Raw genomic sequence first — 16,310 nt, 5'->3', positions numbered from 1 at the left:
TCGGCGGCGAGCCGGTATCAGCCGATCTTGGGCGCGCTGTCGGGAAGATCGGCGGCGCGCTCGCAGCCGACCACGTCGCGGGCTGCCGCGCGGGCGACGTCGGCCGTCAGCGCGGAGAGCTCCGCCGTTCTGGTGGTGTCCTCCGTGTCCGGGACTCCCGCGATGCCGACCGAGACCTCCAGGGCATCCCTACGCCCCTTCGAGTACGGGCAGTCGACGAACAGCTCGGCCCTGTTGTTACCGACGTATCCACTGGCCGGCCCGAGCGAGAGCGGAGTGTTGTCAGGCTTCGACGCGTCCTGCCGCACCGAATCCCAGGTGAAGTCGGGTTCCTGGATCCTGCTGTACTTGATCTCGAGATCCCTGCCCCCGCCGGACAGGTCGCACTTCCCCAGCCCCTTCGACGCGTCCGCCATGAAGTTCGTGGAGCCCTCCTCGAAGGCCTCGCCGTTCTCCGGCAGCAGAGACTTCACGTGGGCACCGGGCACCGCCTCCTGACACACTCGGTCAGGTACGGAGAGGGCCGGCTTCTGATCCGGCAGGAACACGGCCACGCCCACTCCGGCGACCACGAGAACGCCCAGAGCGGCGAACACGATCTTCTTCCGCCTGTTGCCGCTCGCCGGCATCGCCGCCCCATCGTTCTGCACGGTCCTTCTCAGCTCCCTGCCCGTTGGCGGCCCATGCCGTAGCCCTGCTTGACCTCGCGGGCTGCGGCGTCGGCCTGGCTTGCGGCGTTCTCCGGGTCGGTCCCGGCTTCGCGTGCCGCCTGGTACGTGGCGTCGTAAACGGCGTCCGCGGACTTGACCCGCTGGCTCTCCAGGAAGTCGCTGCGGTCCTGCCCCGCCTCATCGCTGGAGTCACGGGTGTAGTGGTCCACGACGGCTTCCTTGATGTCCCCGATGATCATTCCGGCGGCATCTCCTGCGACGGGGAACCTGGACAGTCCCATGTCGATGGCGCGGTCCGCCCACTTGTCCGTGGTGGCCAGACTCTCGTTGAACTCGGCGTCAGCGGCGATCTTGTCGTCGTAGACCGCCTGGGTACGGGACTCCGCCATGATCCCCGCGATCTCGGCGCCGGGGTTGATGCGGTTTCCGATCTCCTCCGAGAACTCCTCGTACTTCGCCTTGTCGTGGTAACCCTCGTTGATGAGTTCGGTGGTGACCGCCTGCTGGGAGTTGATGATGGCCCCGTAGGCGTCGGGGTCCTTGCCCACCCCGCCGAGGAAGTCCTTCAGCAGCCCCGGCGACAGGTCGCCCAGGTTGGCGTTGCTGCCGTATGTCTTGATGTCGCGGCCCAGGTTCATCCCGTCCTGCACATCACGCATGTACTCCGCTGTGATGTTCCCCAGGCTGTCGCTCAGCGGGGAGTCCTTGAGCACGTCGTGGTTCTTGCCGTACTCCCCGACGATCCGGTTGACCAGGTCCGAGCTGCCGGCCGAGTGCTTCGGCGGTGTCGCGTCCGAGTCGTACGGCACGCCGATCGTCGCCGACTCCAGGGCGTGCCCCAGGGCGTCGTGACCCAGCGGCTTGCCGTCCTCGCCCGGCGGCCATTCGCGGGCGTCGTCGCCCTTGGCCACCAGGTAGTCCCAGTTGTCCATCTCCTTGCCGTCCGCGGTCGTCGAATCGTTGAAGAAGTCCAGCGACGCCTCGGGGTTGTGACCGAGGCCCTCCATGAAACCGACGAACGGGTCGTTGGGCTCATCCGTGGGCGGGTAGTTGAGGTTGGCCGTGTCGCGCCAGGCGACTTCCGGGTCTCCCGGGTACTCGCGCTCGTACTTCAGCAGGCTGTCGCCGTAGTCGTTCAGGAACTCGTCGTCGAACTTGCCCTTGTCCATCAGGCTGCTCATGACCTGGTAGCCGTTGGGCCCCATCGGCAGTCCCTGGATCGGGAACGGCTTGTCGCCGGCCGCGATCACCTCCCGCTTCCAGGTGTCCATGGCCGGGCTGTCGCTCTGGGTCGCCGTGGCCAGAGTCATGCTCAGGTTGTCCTGGACCTCGGCGAGGGTCTTGGCCCGGTCGCCCTCGACCGCGCCGCCGGGCGGGGCCGCCATGTCCCTCCAGAACTGGAGTGTTCCCTCGCCGCCGAGAGTCGTCGCGAAGTGCTCGCTGAAGCCCGGGTTGTCCCGCTGGTTCTTGAGCGTCTCGTTGAAGCGCGCGATCTCCTCGTCGCTCCACTCCCCGGGGTTGCTCTCCTGGGCCTTCTTCGCCCAGTACTCGGCGTCCGCCTTGCCCTGACGGTCATCGGCCTCCTTGAGCCCGCCGGGACCGTCGCCGGTGAAGTCATGCTTGTTCTTGGCGAGTGCGCGCAGGGCCCGTGCGGCGATGCGGTCGGTCTCGCTCGCCTCCCAGAGCACCCGCTTCACCCGACGCTCCGCGACGGCGAGTTCCTCGTCGGTGGGGACAGGGATGTCGCCCTTGCCCGCTGCCGCACCGGAGGGTACGGAGGCGACCGCTCCGCCCTTGGCGTTGATGTAGATGTTGTGCTTGGCGACATCGTCGATGACCGTCTGCAGGGCCGTCTTGTGCTTCTTGAGGGCGGCACTGGCGTCACGCAGGATTCCGAGCACGCTCTTCGCCTGGGCGGCCACGTCCTGGAACTCGACTGCGATCTTGGTGACGAACTCCTTGGAGACGGTGGCGTTGGCGCCCGACCAGTCGGCGGCCTTCGCCTGCGTCTCCAGCGCCTTGCCGCTCACACCGCCGCCGCCCCCGGTGGCCAGGGTGTCCAGCTTGCCGTGCATTTTCTCCCAGTCGGACACAGCCGTGTCCAGTGTGCCCAGACGCAGGTCGGTGAGTTCCTGCGCCGTCATCACTTCTGCTGCCATTACGCTGCCCAGCCCCGTAGCTATCAGTCGACGACTGTCGGTCGACGATCGGTTCCGATGAGTTACTCGATGTACTCGTCGAGCTTGGAAACCGAGATCCCCGTCTGGACATGGACCTCGTCCTTGGAGTGCTGCGCGCGCGTGAAGTCGAAGTGATTCGAGATGTGCGCGCAGGCGTCCTTCAAGGTTCCGGTCTGGGTGTTCCACGCGTCGTGCAGCTCGGTCAGCGCGGAACCCATGTCGAGACCGTCGTTGAAGAGGTCGATCGACGCGGTGAACGTACTGGGCCGTGCGAAGTCGCTGTCCGTGCCGAACTGCTGGCGGAGCTGGTAGGCCGTGTTGCCCAGCTTCCCCAACTGGTCGTCGTGCACGACCAGGTCACCGCTGGACGCGCCACCGCTCCCGCCTGCCGAGGGAGCCTCGTTGAGCTGCATGCGCGCGGCGCTCCGCTCCGCCGCGTCGCTCTTCAGCTGTTCCCACTCGTCCCATGCCACGCGCCGGCCCCTTCGCCGTACGTCGGCAACCCTGATGGACACCGCCGCTCCAAGCACGCTAACAACATGCGTGCAGGGTGAACGCACCGGAGGCGAACGGGTGCAATACGCTCACATCACGGCACCATCCGAGCGTCGGTATGCCCGGCCTTGGATGCCTTTCGCCCTCAGACACGCCCGCGGCGCCGGCCTCCTCGCAGGGCGTCCACCGACCAGTAGGGCGCTCCGGCCAGCAGCAGCGGCAGCCAGGCCATGAGGTAGACGAGGTCGTTGCCGTAGTAGTACGGCGTGCTCTGCCAGCTCACGGTCAGCCACAGGCTCAGCGAGATCAGCGCCCCGCCGAGCGCCGCGAGCCGCGCCCACAGGCCGGCCAGGGTGCCGAGGCCGACGAGGAGTTCGCCGATCGCGATGGCGTAGCCGAAGCCTTCGGGGCTCTTCAGAGCGAGGTCGACGAGGCCCGGGATCGCCGCGCTGTCACGTACGGCGTTCATCATCTCGCCGAGGGAGCCGCTCCCGCTCGCGGACAGGAAGGCGCTGTCGGTCAGCTTGTCGAGTCCCGCGTAGACGAAGGTGACACCGAGAAAGATCCGCAGAGGGAGAAGCGCGTACTGCCCCGCCCGGTCCCGCAGACTCCTCGGCTCGTCGAGCCCGTAGGAACCGCCCCTGTACCCAGTCATCACTGTCCCGCCTTCCGTTGGCCTTCCGACAGACCATACGTACGCCGGTTCGGTGCGGCTCACCAGGTGTGCGGCTCAGTCCGTGACGTCGATGCGGCAGGAGTTGGTCTCCACGCCCGCGGCCGTGACGACCTGCACCTCCACCTCGCCGGGTTCGACCTCGACGGGCACGGGCACGGTGAGCACGGTGTCCGCCGGGTTGGCGAAGCCCCCGGTGACCGGGATCAGGGGCACGTGCACGTGTACGCGGCCGATCCTGACGACCACCCGGGCCAGCCGGTCGGGGCTCCCGGCGCCCGGCGGCACGAATCCGGCGCCCCGGATCTCGATGTCGTCGCCGGTACGGATCGGGGCGTCGAGGTCCCCGGCCTCCCTGGCCCGGACGACCGACAGGATGACCGGCCGGCCGCCCTCCGCGTACTTCCCCGCGAAGTACGTCACCGCCGAGACGGCCACCAGCACCGCCAGGCCCCACGGCAGATCCGGCAGCTGCTCGGGGCGGCGGGCCAGGCGGACCGCGGCGAACAGCACGGCGACCGTACTGACCAGGACGTACTGCACGTCGGTGAAGCTGCCGCGTCCGGAGTCGTCGGTCAGCAGATCGGCGGCCCGTGGCCGGTCGGCCCGCAGCTTCTGCAGCCGCTGCCCCAGGACGCGTACGGTCACCACCCGGCGTACGACGACGGCGACGGCGCACACCAGCGCGAGCACGGTCAGCACGCCGGCCGAGCGGACCAGGTCCAGCCCCTCGATCAGGGCGTCCCGGTCGGCGTGTGCCGACGCCCCGGCCAGCTGGAGCGCGAGGACGAGGACGGCGAAGACGGCGAGCAGCACCCAGGAGGCGGCGACCGTACGTGAGGTGGAGAGCCGGTTGTCCTCGCCGATCAGCGGGGCGAGGAGGCCGCCGCGGGCCCGGTGGACGCGGGCGGCGCCCGTCAGCAGACCCGCGGTGACGAGTGCGGCGAGCAGGCCCGCGGTGCGTGCGGTGGACCAGCCGGCGCCGATGGCGGTCACGGCCTCGCCGATGACCAGCAGGGCGACGCCGCCCCAGACCACGGTCAGGGTGCGCCGCCAGAGGGCGTGGAGCCAGGCGTCACCGGCCTCCCTGCCGCGGTCGGCGACGGTGCGGGCCGACTCGGTCAGCTCGTCCGACACCCACTGCCGGGACGCCGACACCGACTGGGCGACACCGCCGGGCAGGCCCTGGCCGGCGGCGAGTTCGTCCCGCTTGGCGAGGAAGGCCGCCACGGCCCGCCGGTGCCCTTCGCGTGCCCCGTGCGGGCAGTCGCCGCACGTACAGCCACCGCCGTGCGTACTTTTCGCCCTCGCCTCGTCCAACGCCACGGAGAACGCCGCCCTTTCCCGCCTCGGTACCAACCAACTCGCCTCTGATTTCTGCGAATTGTGCCGTACGGGGCCGCTCCGCCCCGCATCGGGGCGGCTGGGGGGCGCTCGTTGTACGGATGTGCGATTGTCAGGCGCTGAGTACGAGGTAGGCGAGGCCCAGTGTTCCCCGGTATCCCCCGTAGTAGCCGGTGCGGCGGGCGTCGACGGCCTCGGTCACCGCGGCGTGCAACCGGTGCCCGGGATTGGCCAGCGCCCAGCGCTCGCCGCGCCCGATGTTGGCGGCGGACTCGAAGAGGTCCCACTCGCGCCGGTCGGCGACGGTCACCTGGAGCGGCCTGAGCCCGGCCGCCTCCGCCTGCCGGATCAGACCCAGGAGCGGTCCGAAGTCGTCCGGCTCCGCGCCGAGTCCCTCCAGCGCGGCGGGCGAGGGCTCGCGCTCCCAGAACCCGTCCCCGAACAGCACCCGGCCACCGGGACGTACGGCCGCGCGCAGGGCCTTGAGCGCCTCCGGGGTGCCGCCCGGCCAGGCGTGCGAAGAGCCGATGGAGACGGCGAGGTCGTAGCCCTCCCCCGGGTATGCGGCGGCCGGTACCTCGTGGAACCGCACCCGGTCGGTGAGCCCTCGCTCCTCCGCCAGCTGGAGCCCTCGCGCCACGGCTTCCGGGTCGGTCTCGACGCCGTCCCCGGTGGAGCCGGGCGCGGCCTCGACCAAGCGCATCAGCAGCTCACCCCAACCGCTGCCGAAGTCGGCGATCCGAGCGCCGGGAGCGGGGGCGCAGGCCGAGATCAGCTGGGCGGCGTGCTCCTCGGACAGCGGGGTGTTCCAAGTGAGGCGGTCGTTGCCGGGAGCGGACATGAGGGCGCGGACTTCTTCGGCGGACATGGGGAGGGAGCTTGCCACGGGGGTGGGGGCCGTGCCAGTGGATTACGGCCGACCGCGACGGTGGATCTCGGTGAGGTCCACGTCGATGGAGAACGGAACGTCGAGGTTCATCTTCTTGCGGTGGATCCCGGTGGGCGTGTACGTGTTCGTAGCCGGGTCGAGTTCGTACACATAGACGACGGGCAGATCGTCGGCCCCCTGCTCGACCCGCCAGAAGTGCCTGATCCCGGCTTCGGCGTACTTGCGCGGCTTGACCCCCCGGTCGCGGTCCTCGGAGTCGGGCGAGACGACTTCGACGGCCAGCACGACATCCTCCGGTGCATACCAGGTCTGGTCGGCTCCGGTGTCCGCCTCCGCCCGGTACACCAGCAGGTCGGGCTCGGGACGGTTCACGCGGTCCAGCCTGATCGTCATCTCACGGTCGACGTCCAGGTCGGCCGGCACATGCGCCAGCAGCGCCGCCTCCAGCAACCACATGGCGCGCGTGTGGAACTTACGCTGCGGACTCATGAAGACGAGACTCCCGTCGATCAGCTCGGTGTGGGGCGGGAGGCCCGGAATTCGGTCGAGGTCGTCCGCCGTCCAGCCGCCCTCCGGCGGGACGGGCCACCGGTACGGCTGCTGCTGCTCGAACCTGGGCTCGGGTGCGGCGCTCATGATTGCTCCCATACGCCGAAGTCTCGTCTCTTCACTCAGCGTACCCAGCGGATACGACGATGCCGCCGCCCAAACGAATGAGCGACGGCATCGGCATTGACCTCAGAGAGTGGGGATCACTCCCACTCGATCGTCCCCGGCGGCTTGCTCGTCACGTCGAGGACGACGCGGTTGACGTCGGCCACCTCGTTGGTGATGCGGGTGGAGATCTTCGCCAGCGTCTCGTACGGCAGGCGCGACCAGTCGGCCGTCATGGCGTCCTCGGAGGAGACCGGGCGCAGCACGATCGGGTGGCCATAGGTGCGGCCGTCGCCCTGGACGCCGACGCTGCGGACGTCCGCGAGCAGGACCACGGGGCACTGCCAGATGTCACGGTCCAGGCCGGCCGCCGTGAGCTCCTCGCGGGCGATGGCGTCGGCCTCGCGCAGCAGGTCGAGGCGCTCCTTGGTGACGTCGCCGACGATGCGGATCCCGAGGCCGGGGCCCGGGAACGGCTGGCGCTGGACGATCTCCTCCGGCAGGCCGAGCTCCTGGCCGACCATCCGGACCTCGTCCTTGAACAGCTGGCGCAGCGGCTCGACGAGCTGGAACTCGATGTCGTCGGGAAGCCCGCCCACGTTGTGGTGGGACTTGATGTTGGCGGTGCCGGTGCCGCCGCCGGACTCGACGACGTCCGGGTAGAGGGTGCCCTGGACGAGGAAGGCGACCTCGGGGCCGTCCTCCTGGAGGATCTCCAGCTGGGCCTGCTCGAAGACGCGGATGAACTCGCGGCCGATGATCTTCCGCTTCTGCTCCGGGTCGGACACACCGGCCAGGGCGTCGAGGAAGCGCTTCTCCGCGTCGACGACCTTCAGCTTCGCGCCGGTCGCGGCGACGAAGTCCTTCTCGACCTGCTCGGTCTCGCCCTTGCGCATCAGACCGTGGTCGACGTACACGCAGGTGAGCTGGGAGCCGATGGCCTTCTGCACGAGGGCCGCGGCGACCGCGGAGTCCACGCCGCCGGAGAGGCCGCAGATGGCGCGCTTGTCGCCGACCTGCTCGCGGATCAGGGCGATCTGCTCCTCGACGACGTTGGTGGTCGTCCAGGTCGGCTCGATGCCCGCGCCCCGGTAGAGGAAGTGCTCCAGGACCTGCTGGCCGTAGGTCGAGTGCATGACCTCCGGGTGGTACTGGACGCCGTAGAGCTTCTTCTCGTCGTTCTCGAAGGCGGCGACCGGGACGACGTCGGTGGACGCGGTCACGGTGAAGCCCTCGGGAGCGGCGGAGCAGGCGTCGCCGTGCGACATCCAGACCGACTGCTCGGAGGGCGTGCCCTCGAAGAGGGTGGAGCCGGCCTTGGAGACGGTGAGCGGGGTGCGGCCGTACTCGCGGGCACCGTTGTCGTCGACCGTGCCGCCGAGGGTGGTGGCCATGATCTGGAAGCCGTAGCACATGCCGAAGACCGGGACCCCGGCCTCGAAGAGCGAACGGTCGAGGCTGGGCGCGCCCTCCGCGTAGACCGAGGACGGCCCGCCGGACAGGATGATCGCCCGGGGGTTCTTGGCCAGCATCTCGGCCACCGGCATCGTGGACGGGACGATCTCGCTGTAGACCCGGGCCTCGCGGACGCGTCGGGCGATGAGCTGGGCGTACTGGGCGCCGAAGTCGACAACCAGGACGACGTCGGTCGTGGTGTCGGGGGCGGCGGGGGGTGCTGCTGGCACGGGGCGGCCTTCCGGCGGTGGAGAGGGGTCGGTCCTCCCAATTCTACCGGCCGTGGGACATGTCCCCGCGTGGCTCCCGTCTCACCATCCGGGCCCGGCGTGGACCCCGGCCCGGGGCGGGGTCCATACTGGCCCCATGCGTCAGCACACGATCTTCGTCTTTACCTATGGCACCCGGCCCGCCGGCTGCCATGGTCGTGCTGCTTGAGCAACTGACAAGCAACGTTCCAGGCGCCCCGGGCCGACAGGCCCGGGGCGTTCTGGCGTTCGGGACCTGTCGCTCCGGGCCCTCAGCCCACCGGGAGTCACAGATGACCAGCACCGCACCCACGAAGACGGCCGCCGAGCGGACCGGCGCGCACACCGACGAGGCCGCGTCCCTGATCGGGGGCGCCCGCACCCGCATCGACGCCCTGGACGACCGGATCATCGGCCTCGTCCAGGAACGGATGGCCGTCTCGGCGGTCATCCAGGAGGCGAGGATCACGTCCGGAGGCCGCCGGGTGAACCTCTCGCGGGAGATGGACGTCCTCAGCCACTACAGCGATGCCCTGGGCAAGCCGGGCACGGCACTCGCCATGACGCTGCTGGAGCTGTGCCGTGGCCGGGTGTGACGTACGGGAAGGCTGTACGGCCGCACCCGCGTTCGGTCCGGGTCTCACCCGTACGGCGCGTGACCGGGGCCGGGACGGCCTCGTTGGTCCGTGTGTCCGTGCCAGCCAGGGGCGGCATCGGTAGGAATCCACGCGTGGCTCCGCCGGGACGTGTGGCGTGCCGCAGGTACGCCGTGGGACCACGATCCGGCGCGTGTGACCGGTCGGCAGGGGACAGCAGCCCGGTCACCCATGTGCGGCCGGTTCCGGGGACGCCCGGGACCGGCCGCCTACGGACCGTCGTGGGCGGCGGCCTCAGGCCTGCCGGGCCCGGCGCCGGTTCGTCGCGTACAGCACGCCCCCCGCGGCCAGGGCGATCACCGCTCCGCCGGAGGCCATCAGCGCGACCGAGCCGGTGGAGGCGAGGCCCCCACCCGTGTTCGCCGACGCGGTGCCGGACGATCCCGTGCTCCCGCCCGAACCCGAAGCGGACGACGAGGTGCCGGGCGTCGGGTCCTGGCCGGCCGTGTCACCGCCGGCGGAGCCCTCGGTGGCCCCGCCCGTGCCGGTGGCGCCGTCCGACGTCCCGCCGGTGTCCTCGGAGCCGGAGCCGGAGCCGTCGTCGTTGAGCACCAGTCGTGCGGTGTTGTCGGCCGGCTTCGGGTCGAAGGGCAGCTCGGGTTCGCTCAGCCAGGTGTTGCGGATCCGGACGGCGCCGTCGGCGTTCGGGACGACTTCGGTGATCTTCAGGTCGAAGGGCAGCGAGACGTCGGCCCCGTCGCGCACGGTCATCAAGGTGTTGCAGACGTAGCGGGGTGCGCGGTTCTGGTCCTCGCGGTACTTGCCGTCCGCCGTCACGCCCCGGCAGGACTCCGGCTTGCGGGTGACCTCGGCGCCCTCGGGGACGGTGAAGTCGAGGGCGGCGACGGGCTCGCCGGACCGGATGTAGCCGATCCAGGCCGGTCCGTCGTTACGGAAGCCGATGTCCGCCGTGACGGTCTCCCCCGGGGCGCCGTCGGCCTTGCCGCCCACGGCGACGAAGTTCGCGGTGTTCTCCGTACGGAAGTCGGTTTCCTGCTGGTTGTCCCAGGGGTTCAGGTCCGCGCCCCGGGCGGAGGAGGTGACCTTCTTCAGGGTCAGCTCGGGGCCGGTGCCCCGGGTGAAGGCCGCGCCCGCGCGCTGTGCGGAGCGCTGTGCGGAGCTGTCCTCGTTGATGCGGTAGATGAGGGTGTCGTAGAACGCGCGCTCGGTGGCCTTGACGGACAGCGGCTCCGCCAGTGTGTAGGTGGCGCCCGGTTCGTAGGAGCCCGGGACCGAGCACAGGGCGGTGGCCCAGGCGAAGCCCTCGAACGGCTCTTCCCCGGCCTCGCCGTCGTACTCGCAGTTGGAGTAGCGCTCGGGGATCTCCATCCCGCGCGAGTACCTCAGGGTCAGCAGGACGCCGTCGGCGGCCGTGGTGCCCTTGTTGGTGAAGGTGATCGGGGCGGGCTGTACGTCGCCCGGCTTCAGCTCCTGCTTGAAGGGGAGCTGCTTCATGACCAGGTCGGGGCCGCCGACGGTCACCTTCGTCGAGAAGGGCGTGAAGGTGACCCCGTCCGCCGATCCGGTCACCTCGATGGTGCCGGAGGCGCCGTCCTTGCTGCCCTTCGCCGCGGCGAGGTCGAAGTCGGCGATGGAGCTGAGGCCCGCGTAGACGCCCCAGTCGTGGCAGACGGCCGTGGTGCCGGTGATCTCGCAGTCCGATCCCGTGTCCTCGGCGGGGGTGAGCTCGGCGACGCCCGCGATGCCGGTGAGGTCGAGGGTGTAGGTCACCTCGCCCTCGTAACCCATGCTCTCCTCGTCGGGGTCCGGGTTGTGGACGGTGAGCCCGAGCGAGGACTTCTGGGGGCTCCCGGTCTCCGGGTAGGGGTGCAGGGCGGTCTCGGCGGGGCCGCCGAGGGTGAAGACCGGGCCGTCCGCCTGCGCCGGGGCGGCCACGGCGAGCGAACCGGCGGCGAGCAGCCCGGCGGCGGCGAGGCCGCCTGCCGTCCGGCGCAGCGCTGTTCTCGGGGTAAGGCGTGTCATCGCGAACCTCTGGGGATCGGCGGAGCTGTGTGACTGCTGTGACGCAGTACGGGTTCGACCACGCAGCGGTGCGAACAGTTGCTCCGGCCAAGATCACGGCTTGGGCACGGCGCGCGGGTGTGGCGGGCGCCACATAAAGATTCTGTGAAACCCAGGACAACTGTTTCCGCACTTCACAGGTCATGCATGGCGAACACACCGGCTTGTTCCGTCCCCACTACGGCGGCCCGTTCATCCTTTTCAGACGTACCGCAGCCCACGCGGTACCACGGACCCGCTGAGGCCCCAGATGAAGCTCCGCCGCACCCTGGCACTCGCTGCCGCCACCGCCGTCATAGGCCCGGTCGTCCTGCTCTCGGCACCGGCCGCCTTCGCGGACGTCGAGACCACGACGACCGAGAGCCCTTCGGCCACGCCGACCGAGACGGAGAGCGAGTCCCCGTCCCCGACGGCGACCCCCGAGAACACCGAGTCCGCTTCGCCGTCCGTGACGCCGTCGGCCACGGAGTCGTCCGAGGGCACCACCCCCGGGACGGCCACCCCGACCGCGACCGCGACCGAGTCGGAGACGGCGTCCGCGACGCCGACGCCCACCGCTTCGGAGACCGATGACGAGGAGGAGGGGGAGGAGCCGCTCGACGCCTGCGAGCCGCGTCCGCTCGAACTCTCCATCAACGGCCTCTCCGGCAAGATCGTCCGGGGGAGCGGCTGGGACCGGTTCACCCTCAACGTCTACAACGACTCGGAGAAGACCGTGAGGAACATCGCGTTCTTCGCGGGCGCCGCCGCCGACAAGGAGGGCGCGCAGCTCTTCACGACCAAGCAGGTCCGGCTCCAAGCCCTCAACGAGTCGGAGGGCACCTGGGAGGACCTGGAGGACCTGGGCACGTCGTCCGGCTACGTCGGCGAGACCGACGAGATCAAGCCCGGCTACGAGGTCGACATCGACCTGCGTCTCAAGGTGGAGGCCAGCGCTCCGGTGGGTGCCGGCTTCAGCCTCGGCGGCGGGCTCGTCTTCGGTGAGGAGCTGGAGGCCGTTCCGTGCTTCACGGACGTCGCCTACAGGTTCCAGATCGTCAAGGCCGGTGACGACGACGGTTCGAAGCCCCAGGAGGGCGGCAAGGTCCCCGTCCCCACCACGAAGCCGGCCGGCGACACCAGCAAGGTCACCGGCAGCCTCGCCGAGACCGGTTCGTCCTCCAGCACGTCGGTGATCGCCCTCGCGGGCGGCGCGGCCGTGGTGCTGGGTGCCGGTGCGATGTTCGTCGTGCGGCGCCGCAGGAACGGTGACGCCGCCGCGTAAGGCGCGTCACCCGTAGGACCGCCAAGGGGCTGCACTCGGAGGGGGGTGCAGCCCCTTGGCGTTCCCGGAGTCAGGCCTCCGACGCGGCCTTCTTCGGCGGCACCGCCGGAATCCCGAGGAACGGCAGCTTCAGCGCGCCGAACGCCTCCTTCGGCACGGCGGGCGCCTTCGGTTCGACGGCGGCGAGCCGTTCGTACACCGTGTCCTGTGCCGGGCGCGGGTCCGTCTCGCCCTTGTTGGGCCAGAAGGACATCGCGCGCTCCGCCTGTGCCGTGATGGTCAGCGAGGGGTTGACGCCCAGGTTGGCGGAGACCGCGGAACCGTCGACCACGGAGATGCCGGGGTGCCCGTACAGCCGGTGGTAGGGGTCTATGACGCCCTCGTCCGGGCTCGCCCCGATCGGGCAGCCGCCGAGGAAGTGCGCGGTGAGCGGGGTGCCCATCAGCTCCCCGATGTTCGATCCCGCGAAGCCGTTGATCTCCTGGGCGAGCAGCGTCGCGCCCTGGGTGGCCTCGGCTATCTGGGTCGGGTTGGGCGAGCCGTGGCCCTGGCGGGCGGTGAGCAGGCCCTTTCCGACGCCGCCCGGCTTGCGGTACGCGGTCAGCGAGTTGTCCAGCGACTGCATGACGAGCCCGATGATGGTCCGCTCCGACCAGCGCCGGTTGGACAGCGAGCGCATGAGGAGCCACGGGTGCCGGGCCACGTTGCCGAACCAGCTCAGCACCCGGTGGGTGCTGTAGGGCACCTGGAGGATGGTCAGCGCGCCCATGGCGTTGGATCCCTTGCCGTAACGCACCGGCTCGATGTGGGTGTTCTCGTCCGGGTGGATCGACGAGGTGATGGCGACGCCCTGGGTGAAGTCGGCCTTGGCGGTGCCGTGCTTCCTGCGGTAGCGGCGGTCGCTGGTCTGCGCCCCCACCAGGCCCTCGGAGTTGGTGCGGGTCAGCTCGCCGAGCCGGGACGACAGCCGGGGCAGCAGCCCTTCGTCCTTCATGGTGTGCAGCAGGGTCTGGGTGCCGTACGTGCCCGCCGCGACGACCACCTTCCGGGCCCGCAGCACGGACGGTGCCGCCTTGCGGCGCCGGTGCGTGGGCACGGTCGAGACGCGGTAGCCGCCGTCCGGGTCGTCGGTGACCGCGACGACGGAGGTCATCGGGTGGATGACGGCTCCGGCCTTCTCCGCCAGGTAGAGGTAGTTCTCGTTGAGGGTGTTCTTCGCGCCGTGCCGGCAGCCCGTCATGCACTCGCCGCACTGGGAGCAGGCCTTGCGGGCGGGGCCCGCGCCCCCGAAGTAGGGGTCGGCCGTCTCCCCGCCGGGCTTCGTGCGCGCCGTGCCGTCGGCGTCCTGGCCGTCGCCGAAGAAGACGCCGACCGGGGCGAGGTGGAAGGTGTCGCCGACGCCCATCGACTCGGCCACGGACTTGAGGTGGACGTCCGCCGGGGTCACGGTCGGGTTGAGCCGCACCCCGAGCATCCGCTTCGCCTGGTCGTAGTACGGCGCCAGCTCGTCCTTCCAGTCGGTGATGTCCGCCCACTGACGGTCCTCGAAGAACGGCGCGGGCGGCACGTACAGGGTGTTGGCGTAGTTGAGGGAGCCGCCTCCGACGCCCGCCCCGGCCAGCACCATCACCTTTCCCAGCAGGTGCACCCGCTGGATGCCGAACAGGCCGAGCGCGGGTGCCCACAGGTAGTTCTTGATGTCCCAGGAGTTCTTGGGCAGCGTCGCGCGCGTGAAGCGGCGGCCGGCCTCCAGGACACCGACCCGGTATCCCTTCTCGCTCAGCCGCAGGGCCGAGACCGCGCCGCCGAAGCCCGAGCCGACGACGAGGACGTCGTAGTCGTACGCGTCGTCGTCCGCCGCCGGAACGGCCGGTGCGGCCTGATTCTGGGCATGGCTGTCCTGGGACATGGCTCTCCTCGGTACGAAAAGGGCAGATAAGGGTGGCTGAGGGGGTCAGCGCAGCCGGAAGGCCTTCATCGCCTTGAGACTGCGGCTCATGAAGGCGGCGTACCTCTCGTCGTCCATCCCGAAGGCCGGAGCGAGGGGGATCAGCCGCTGCTGGGCGACCGTCTGGGCCTCGGTGTACTTCAGGATGCCCTCGGAGCCGTGCCGCCGGCCGAGGCCGGAGTCCTTCATGCCGCCCATGGGTGACTGGACGCTGCCGTACGCGGGTGCGTACCCCTCGTTGATGTTGACCGTGCCGGTCCGCAGCCGCGCGGCGACGCGGTGGCCGCGTCCGGCGTTCTTCGTCCAGACACTGGAGTTGAGGCCGTACGGGGTGGCGTTGGCCAGGGCCACGGCTTCGTCGTCGTCGCTGAAGCGGTAGATGGAGACGACCGGGCCGAAGGTCTCCTCGCCGCAGACGGCCATGGGCGCCTCGACGCCGTCGAGGATGGTCGGCTCGTAGAACAGCGGGCCGATGTCGGGGCGGGCGACGCCGCCCGCGACGAGGGTGGCGCCCTTCTCGACGGCTTCGGCCACATGACGGCTGACGGTCTCCAGCTGCCGCTCGCCGACGAGGGAGCCCATGTCGGCGCCGTACGCGAGGGAGTTGCCGAGCCGCATGGCCTTCGTGCGGGCGGCGAAACGCTCCACGAAGTCGTCGGCGACCGACTCGTGGACGTAGAGCCGCTCGATGGAGATGCAGAGCTGTCCCGCGGAGGAGAAGCAGGCGCGGACGGCGCCCGCGGCGGCCTTCTCCACGTCGGCGTCCGCCAGGACGAGCATGGCGTTCTTGCCGCCGAGTTCGAGGGACACGCCGACGAGCCGGGCGGCTGCGCCCTGGGCGACCTCCCGGCCGGTGCGGGTGGAGCCGGTGAAGGAGACGTAGTCGCCACGGCTGACGACCTCGGGGCCGACGACCGGCCCCTCCCCGATGACGACCTGGAACACCTCGGCGGGCAGCCCGGCCTCGATCAGCAGGTCACGGGCCCACAGGGCGGTCAGGGCGGTCTCCGTGTCGGGCTTCATCACGACGGCGTTCCCGGAGACGAATGCGGGGAGCGCGTCGCCCACGGAGAGTTCGAGCGGGTAGTTCCAGGGGGCGATCTGGCCGACGACCCCGCGCGGCTGGCGCAGTTCGGTGACCTTGGTGAGGGTCGGCACGACTCCGGTGTGCCGCTTCGGCTTGAGGTACGAGGCGGCCTTGCGCCCGTAGTGCCGGGCCGCGACGGCGACGGCCTGCACCTCCTCGTGGGCGTGCAGCCTGGCCTTGCCCGTCTCCAGCTGGATCAGGTCGAGGACCTCGGACTGGCGCTGCAGCACCAGGTCGTGGAAGCGGAGCAGCACGGCTGCCCTGGCGCGGACCGGCGTGGCGGCCCAGGCCGGCTGGGCGGCACGGGCGCGGTCGAAGGCGGCGGCGACGTCCTCGGGGGTGGACTCGGGCAGGTCGGCCAGCTTCTCCCCGGTGAAGGGGCTGTGGTTGGCCGTACGGCCGGAACCGATGACGTCACGGGTCAGCTGGGCGATCACCTCGGGTGTGACCACGTCGGCGGCGGTGCGCGCGCCGGCCGGGGCGGCGGCCACCGGATTGGTGCCGACGCGGGTGCCGGGGGCGGCGGTGGTCGTGGAGGCCTGCGAGTCCGTCATGAGGGCGAGAGTATGTCCACCCGCCCACTTTGGGTACCCGTGGGTAACAGGTTTTCACAGACCCCGCCAGAGACCCCTGCCCCGACCGGCCATCCAGCCAGTGATCACTGGCGGTATAACCGCTGATCAGGGGCGATCCGCCACCCTTCGCGGGATCGGGCGTCAGGAAT

At 70.4% G+C, this 16,310-nt stretch carries 13 protein-coding genes; 2 read left to right on the top strand and 11 right to left on the bottom strand.

From position 1 onward, the window contains the following. Positions 1–17: 17 nt before the first annotated feature. The 8 genes from ACIP63_RS10030 to guaA all read right to left on the bottom strand — a co-directional run bounded on the left by ACIP63_RS10030 (position 18) and on the right by guaA (position 8,591). Positions 18–650 carry a hypothetical protein gene (locus tag ACIP63_RS10030; RefSeq protein WP_401513170.1) on the bottom strand — a complete coding sequence of 211 codons (633 nt, stop codon included), beginning with the start codon at positions 648–650 and terminating at the stop codon, positions 18–20. A gap of 8 nt (positions 651–658) precedes the next feature. Then, positions 659–2,830 carry a hypothetical protein gene (locus tag ACIP63_RS10025; RefSeq protein ID WP_401513167.1) on the bottom strand — a complete coding sequence of 724 codons (2,172 nt, stop codon included), beginning with the start codon at positions 2,828–2,830 and terminating at the stop codon, positions 659–661. Between the two features lie 62 nt (positions 2,831–2,892). After that, complete coding sequence (locus tag ACIP63_RS10020; protein ID WP_401513165.1) at positions 2,893–3,324, bottom strand: hypothetical protein; 432 nt, start codon at positions 3,322–3,324, stop codon at positions 2,893–2,895. Positions 3,325–3,491: 167 nt separating this feature from the next. Next, positions 3,492–4,001, bottom strand: coding sequence for a DoxX family protein (locus ACIP63_RS10015; protein WP_401513163.1), 510 nt, complete (start codon positions 3,999–4,001; stop codon positions 3,492–3,494). A gap of 75 nt (positions 4,002–4,076) precedes the next feature. Continuing rightward, complete coding sequence (locus ACIP63_RS10010) at positions 4,077–5,345, bottom strand: hypothetical protein (protein WP_401513162.1); 1,269 nt, start codon at positions 5,343–5,345, stop codon at positions 4,077–4,079. A gap of 130 nt (positions 5,346–5,475) precedes the next feature. Further along, positions 5,476–6,231, bottom strand: coding sequence for an SAM-dependent methyltransferase (locus ACIP63_RS10005; protein WP_401513159.1), 756 nt, complete (start codon positions 6,229–6,231; stop codon positions 5,476–5,478). A 42-nt stretch (positions 6,232–6,273) separates the two neighbouring features. Beyond that, on the bottom strand, positions 6,274–6,888 hold the full coding sequence (locus ACIP63_RS10000) for a Uma2 family endonuclease (protein WP_401513158.1): 615 nt from the start codon (positions 6,886–6,888) through the stop codon (positions 6,274–6,276). Between the two features lie 116 nt (positions 6,889–7,004). Next, positions 7,005–8,591: a glutamine-hydrolyzing GMP synthase gene (gene guaA, locus ACIP63_RS09995; protein WP_401513155.1), complete on the bottom strand. Its 1,587-nt coding sequence runs from the start codon at positions 8,589–8,591 to the stop codon at positions 7,005–7,007. A gap of 311 nt (positions 8,592–8,902) precedes the next feature. Here guaA and ACIP63_RS09990 point away from each other — a divergent pair, with 311 nt between their 5' ends. Continuing rightward, on the top strand, positions 8,903–9,205 hold the full coding sequence (locus ACIP63_RS09990; protein ID WP_104788373.1) for a chorismate mutase: 303 nt from the start codon (positions 8,903–8,905) through the stop codon (positions 9,203–9,205). A gap of 294 nt (positions 9,206–9,499) precedes the next feature. On the opposite strand, the gene ACIP63_RS09985 is transcribed toward ACIP63_RS09990, so the two are convergent. Further along, positions 9,500–11,248 carry a peptidase gene (locus ACIP63_RS09985; protein ID WP_401513153.1) on the bottom strand — a complete coding sequence of 583 codons (1,749 nt, stop codon included), beginning with the start codon at positions 11,246–11,248 and terminating at the stop codon, positions 9,500–9,502. A gap of 289 nt (positions 11,249–11,537) precedes the next feature. Between ACIP63_RS09985 and ACIP63_RS09980 the strand changes: the two genes are divergently transcribed. Continuing rightward, positions 11,538–12,551, top strand: coding sequence for an LAETG motif-containing sortase-dependent surface protein (locus tag ACIP63_RS09980; protein ID WP_401513151.1), 1,014 nt, complete (start codon positions 11,538–11,540; stop codon positions 12,549–12,551). A 70-nt stretch (positions 12,552–12,621) separates the two neighbouring features. On the opposite strand, the gene ACIP63_RS09975 is transcribed toward ACIP63_RS09980, so the two are convergent. Together ACIP63_RS09975 and ACIP63_RS09970 are read right to left on the bottom strand one after the other, a co-directional pair. Then, the gene (locus ACIP63_RS09975; protein ID WP_401513149.1) at positions 12,622–14,460 is read right to left on the bottom strand and encodes a GMC oxidoreductase; all 1,839 of its coding nucleotides are present in this window, start codon (positions 14,458–14,460) and stop codon (positions 12,622–12,624) included. A 45-nt stretch (positions 14,461–14,505) separates the two neighbouring features. Beyond that, positions 14,506–16,140 (bottom strand): succinic semialdehyde dehydrogenase, encoded by a 1,635-nt coding sequence (locus ACIP63_RS09970; RefSeq protein WP_401513146.1) that lies wholly within the window; start codon positions 16,138–16,140, stop codon positions 14,506–14,508. Between the last annotated feature and the right edge of the window lie 170 nt (positions 16,141–16,310).

The organism is Streptomyces sp. NPDC088746, from assembly GCF_044751065.1.
Taxonomy (GTDB): Bacteria; Actinomycetota; Actinomycetes; order Streptomycetales; family Streptomycetaceae; genus Streptomyces.
This window is presented reverse-complemented; position numbering and strand designations above follow the sequence as displayed.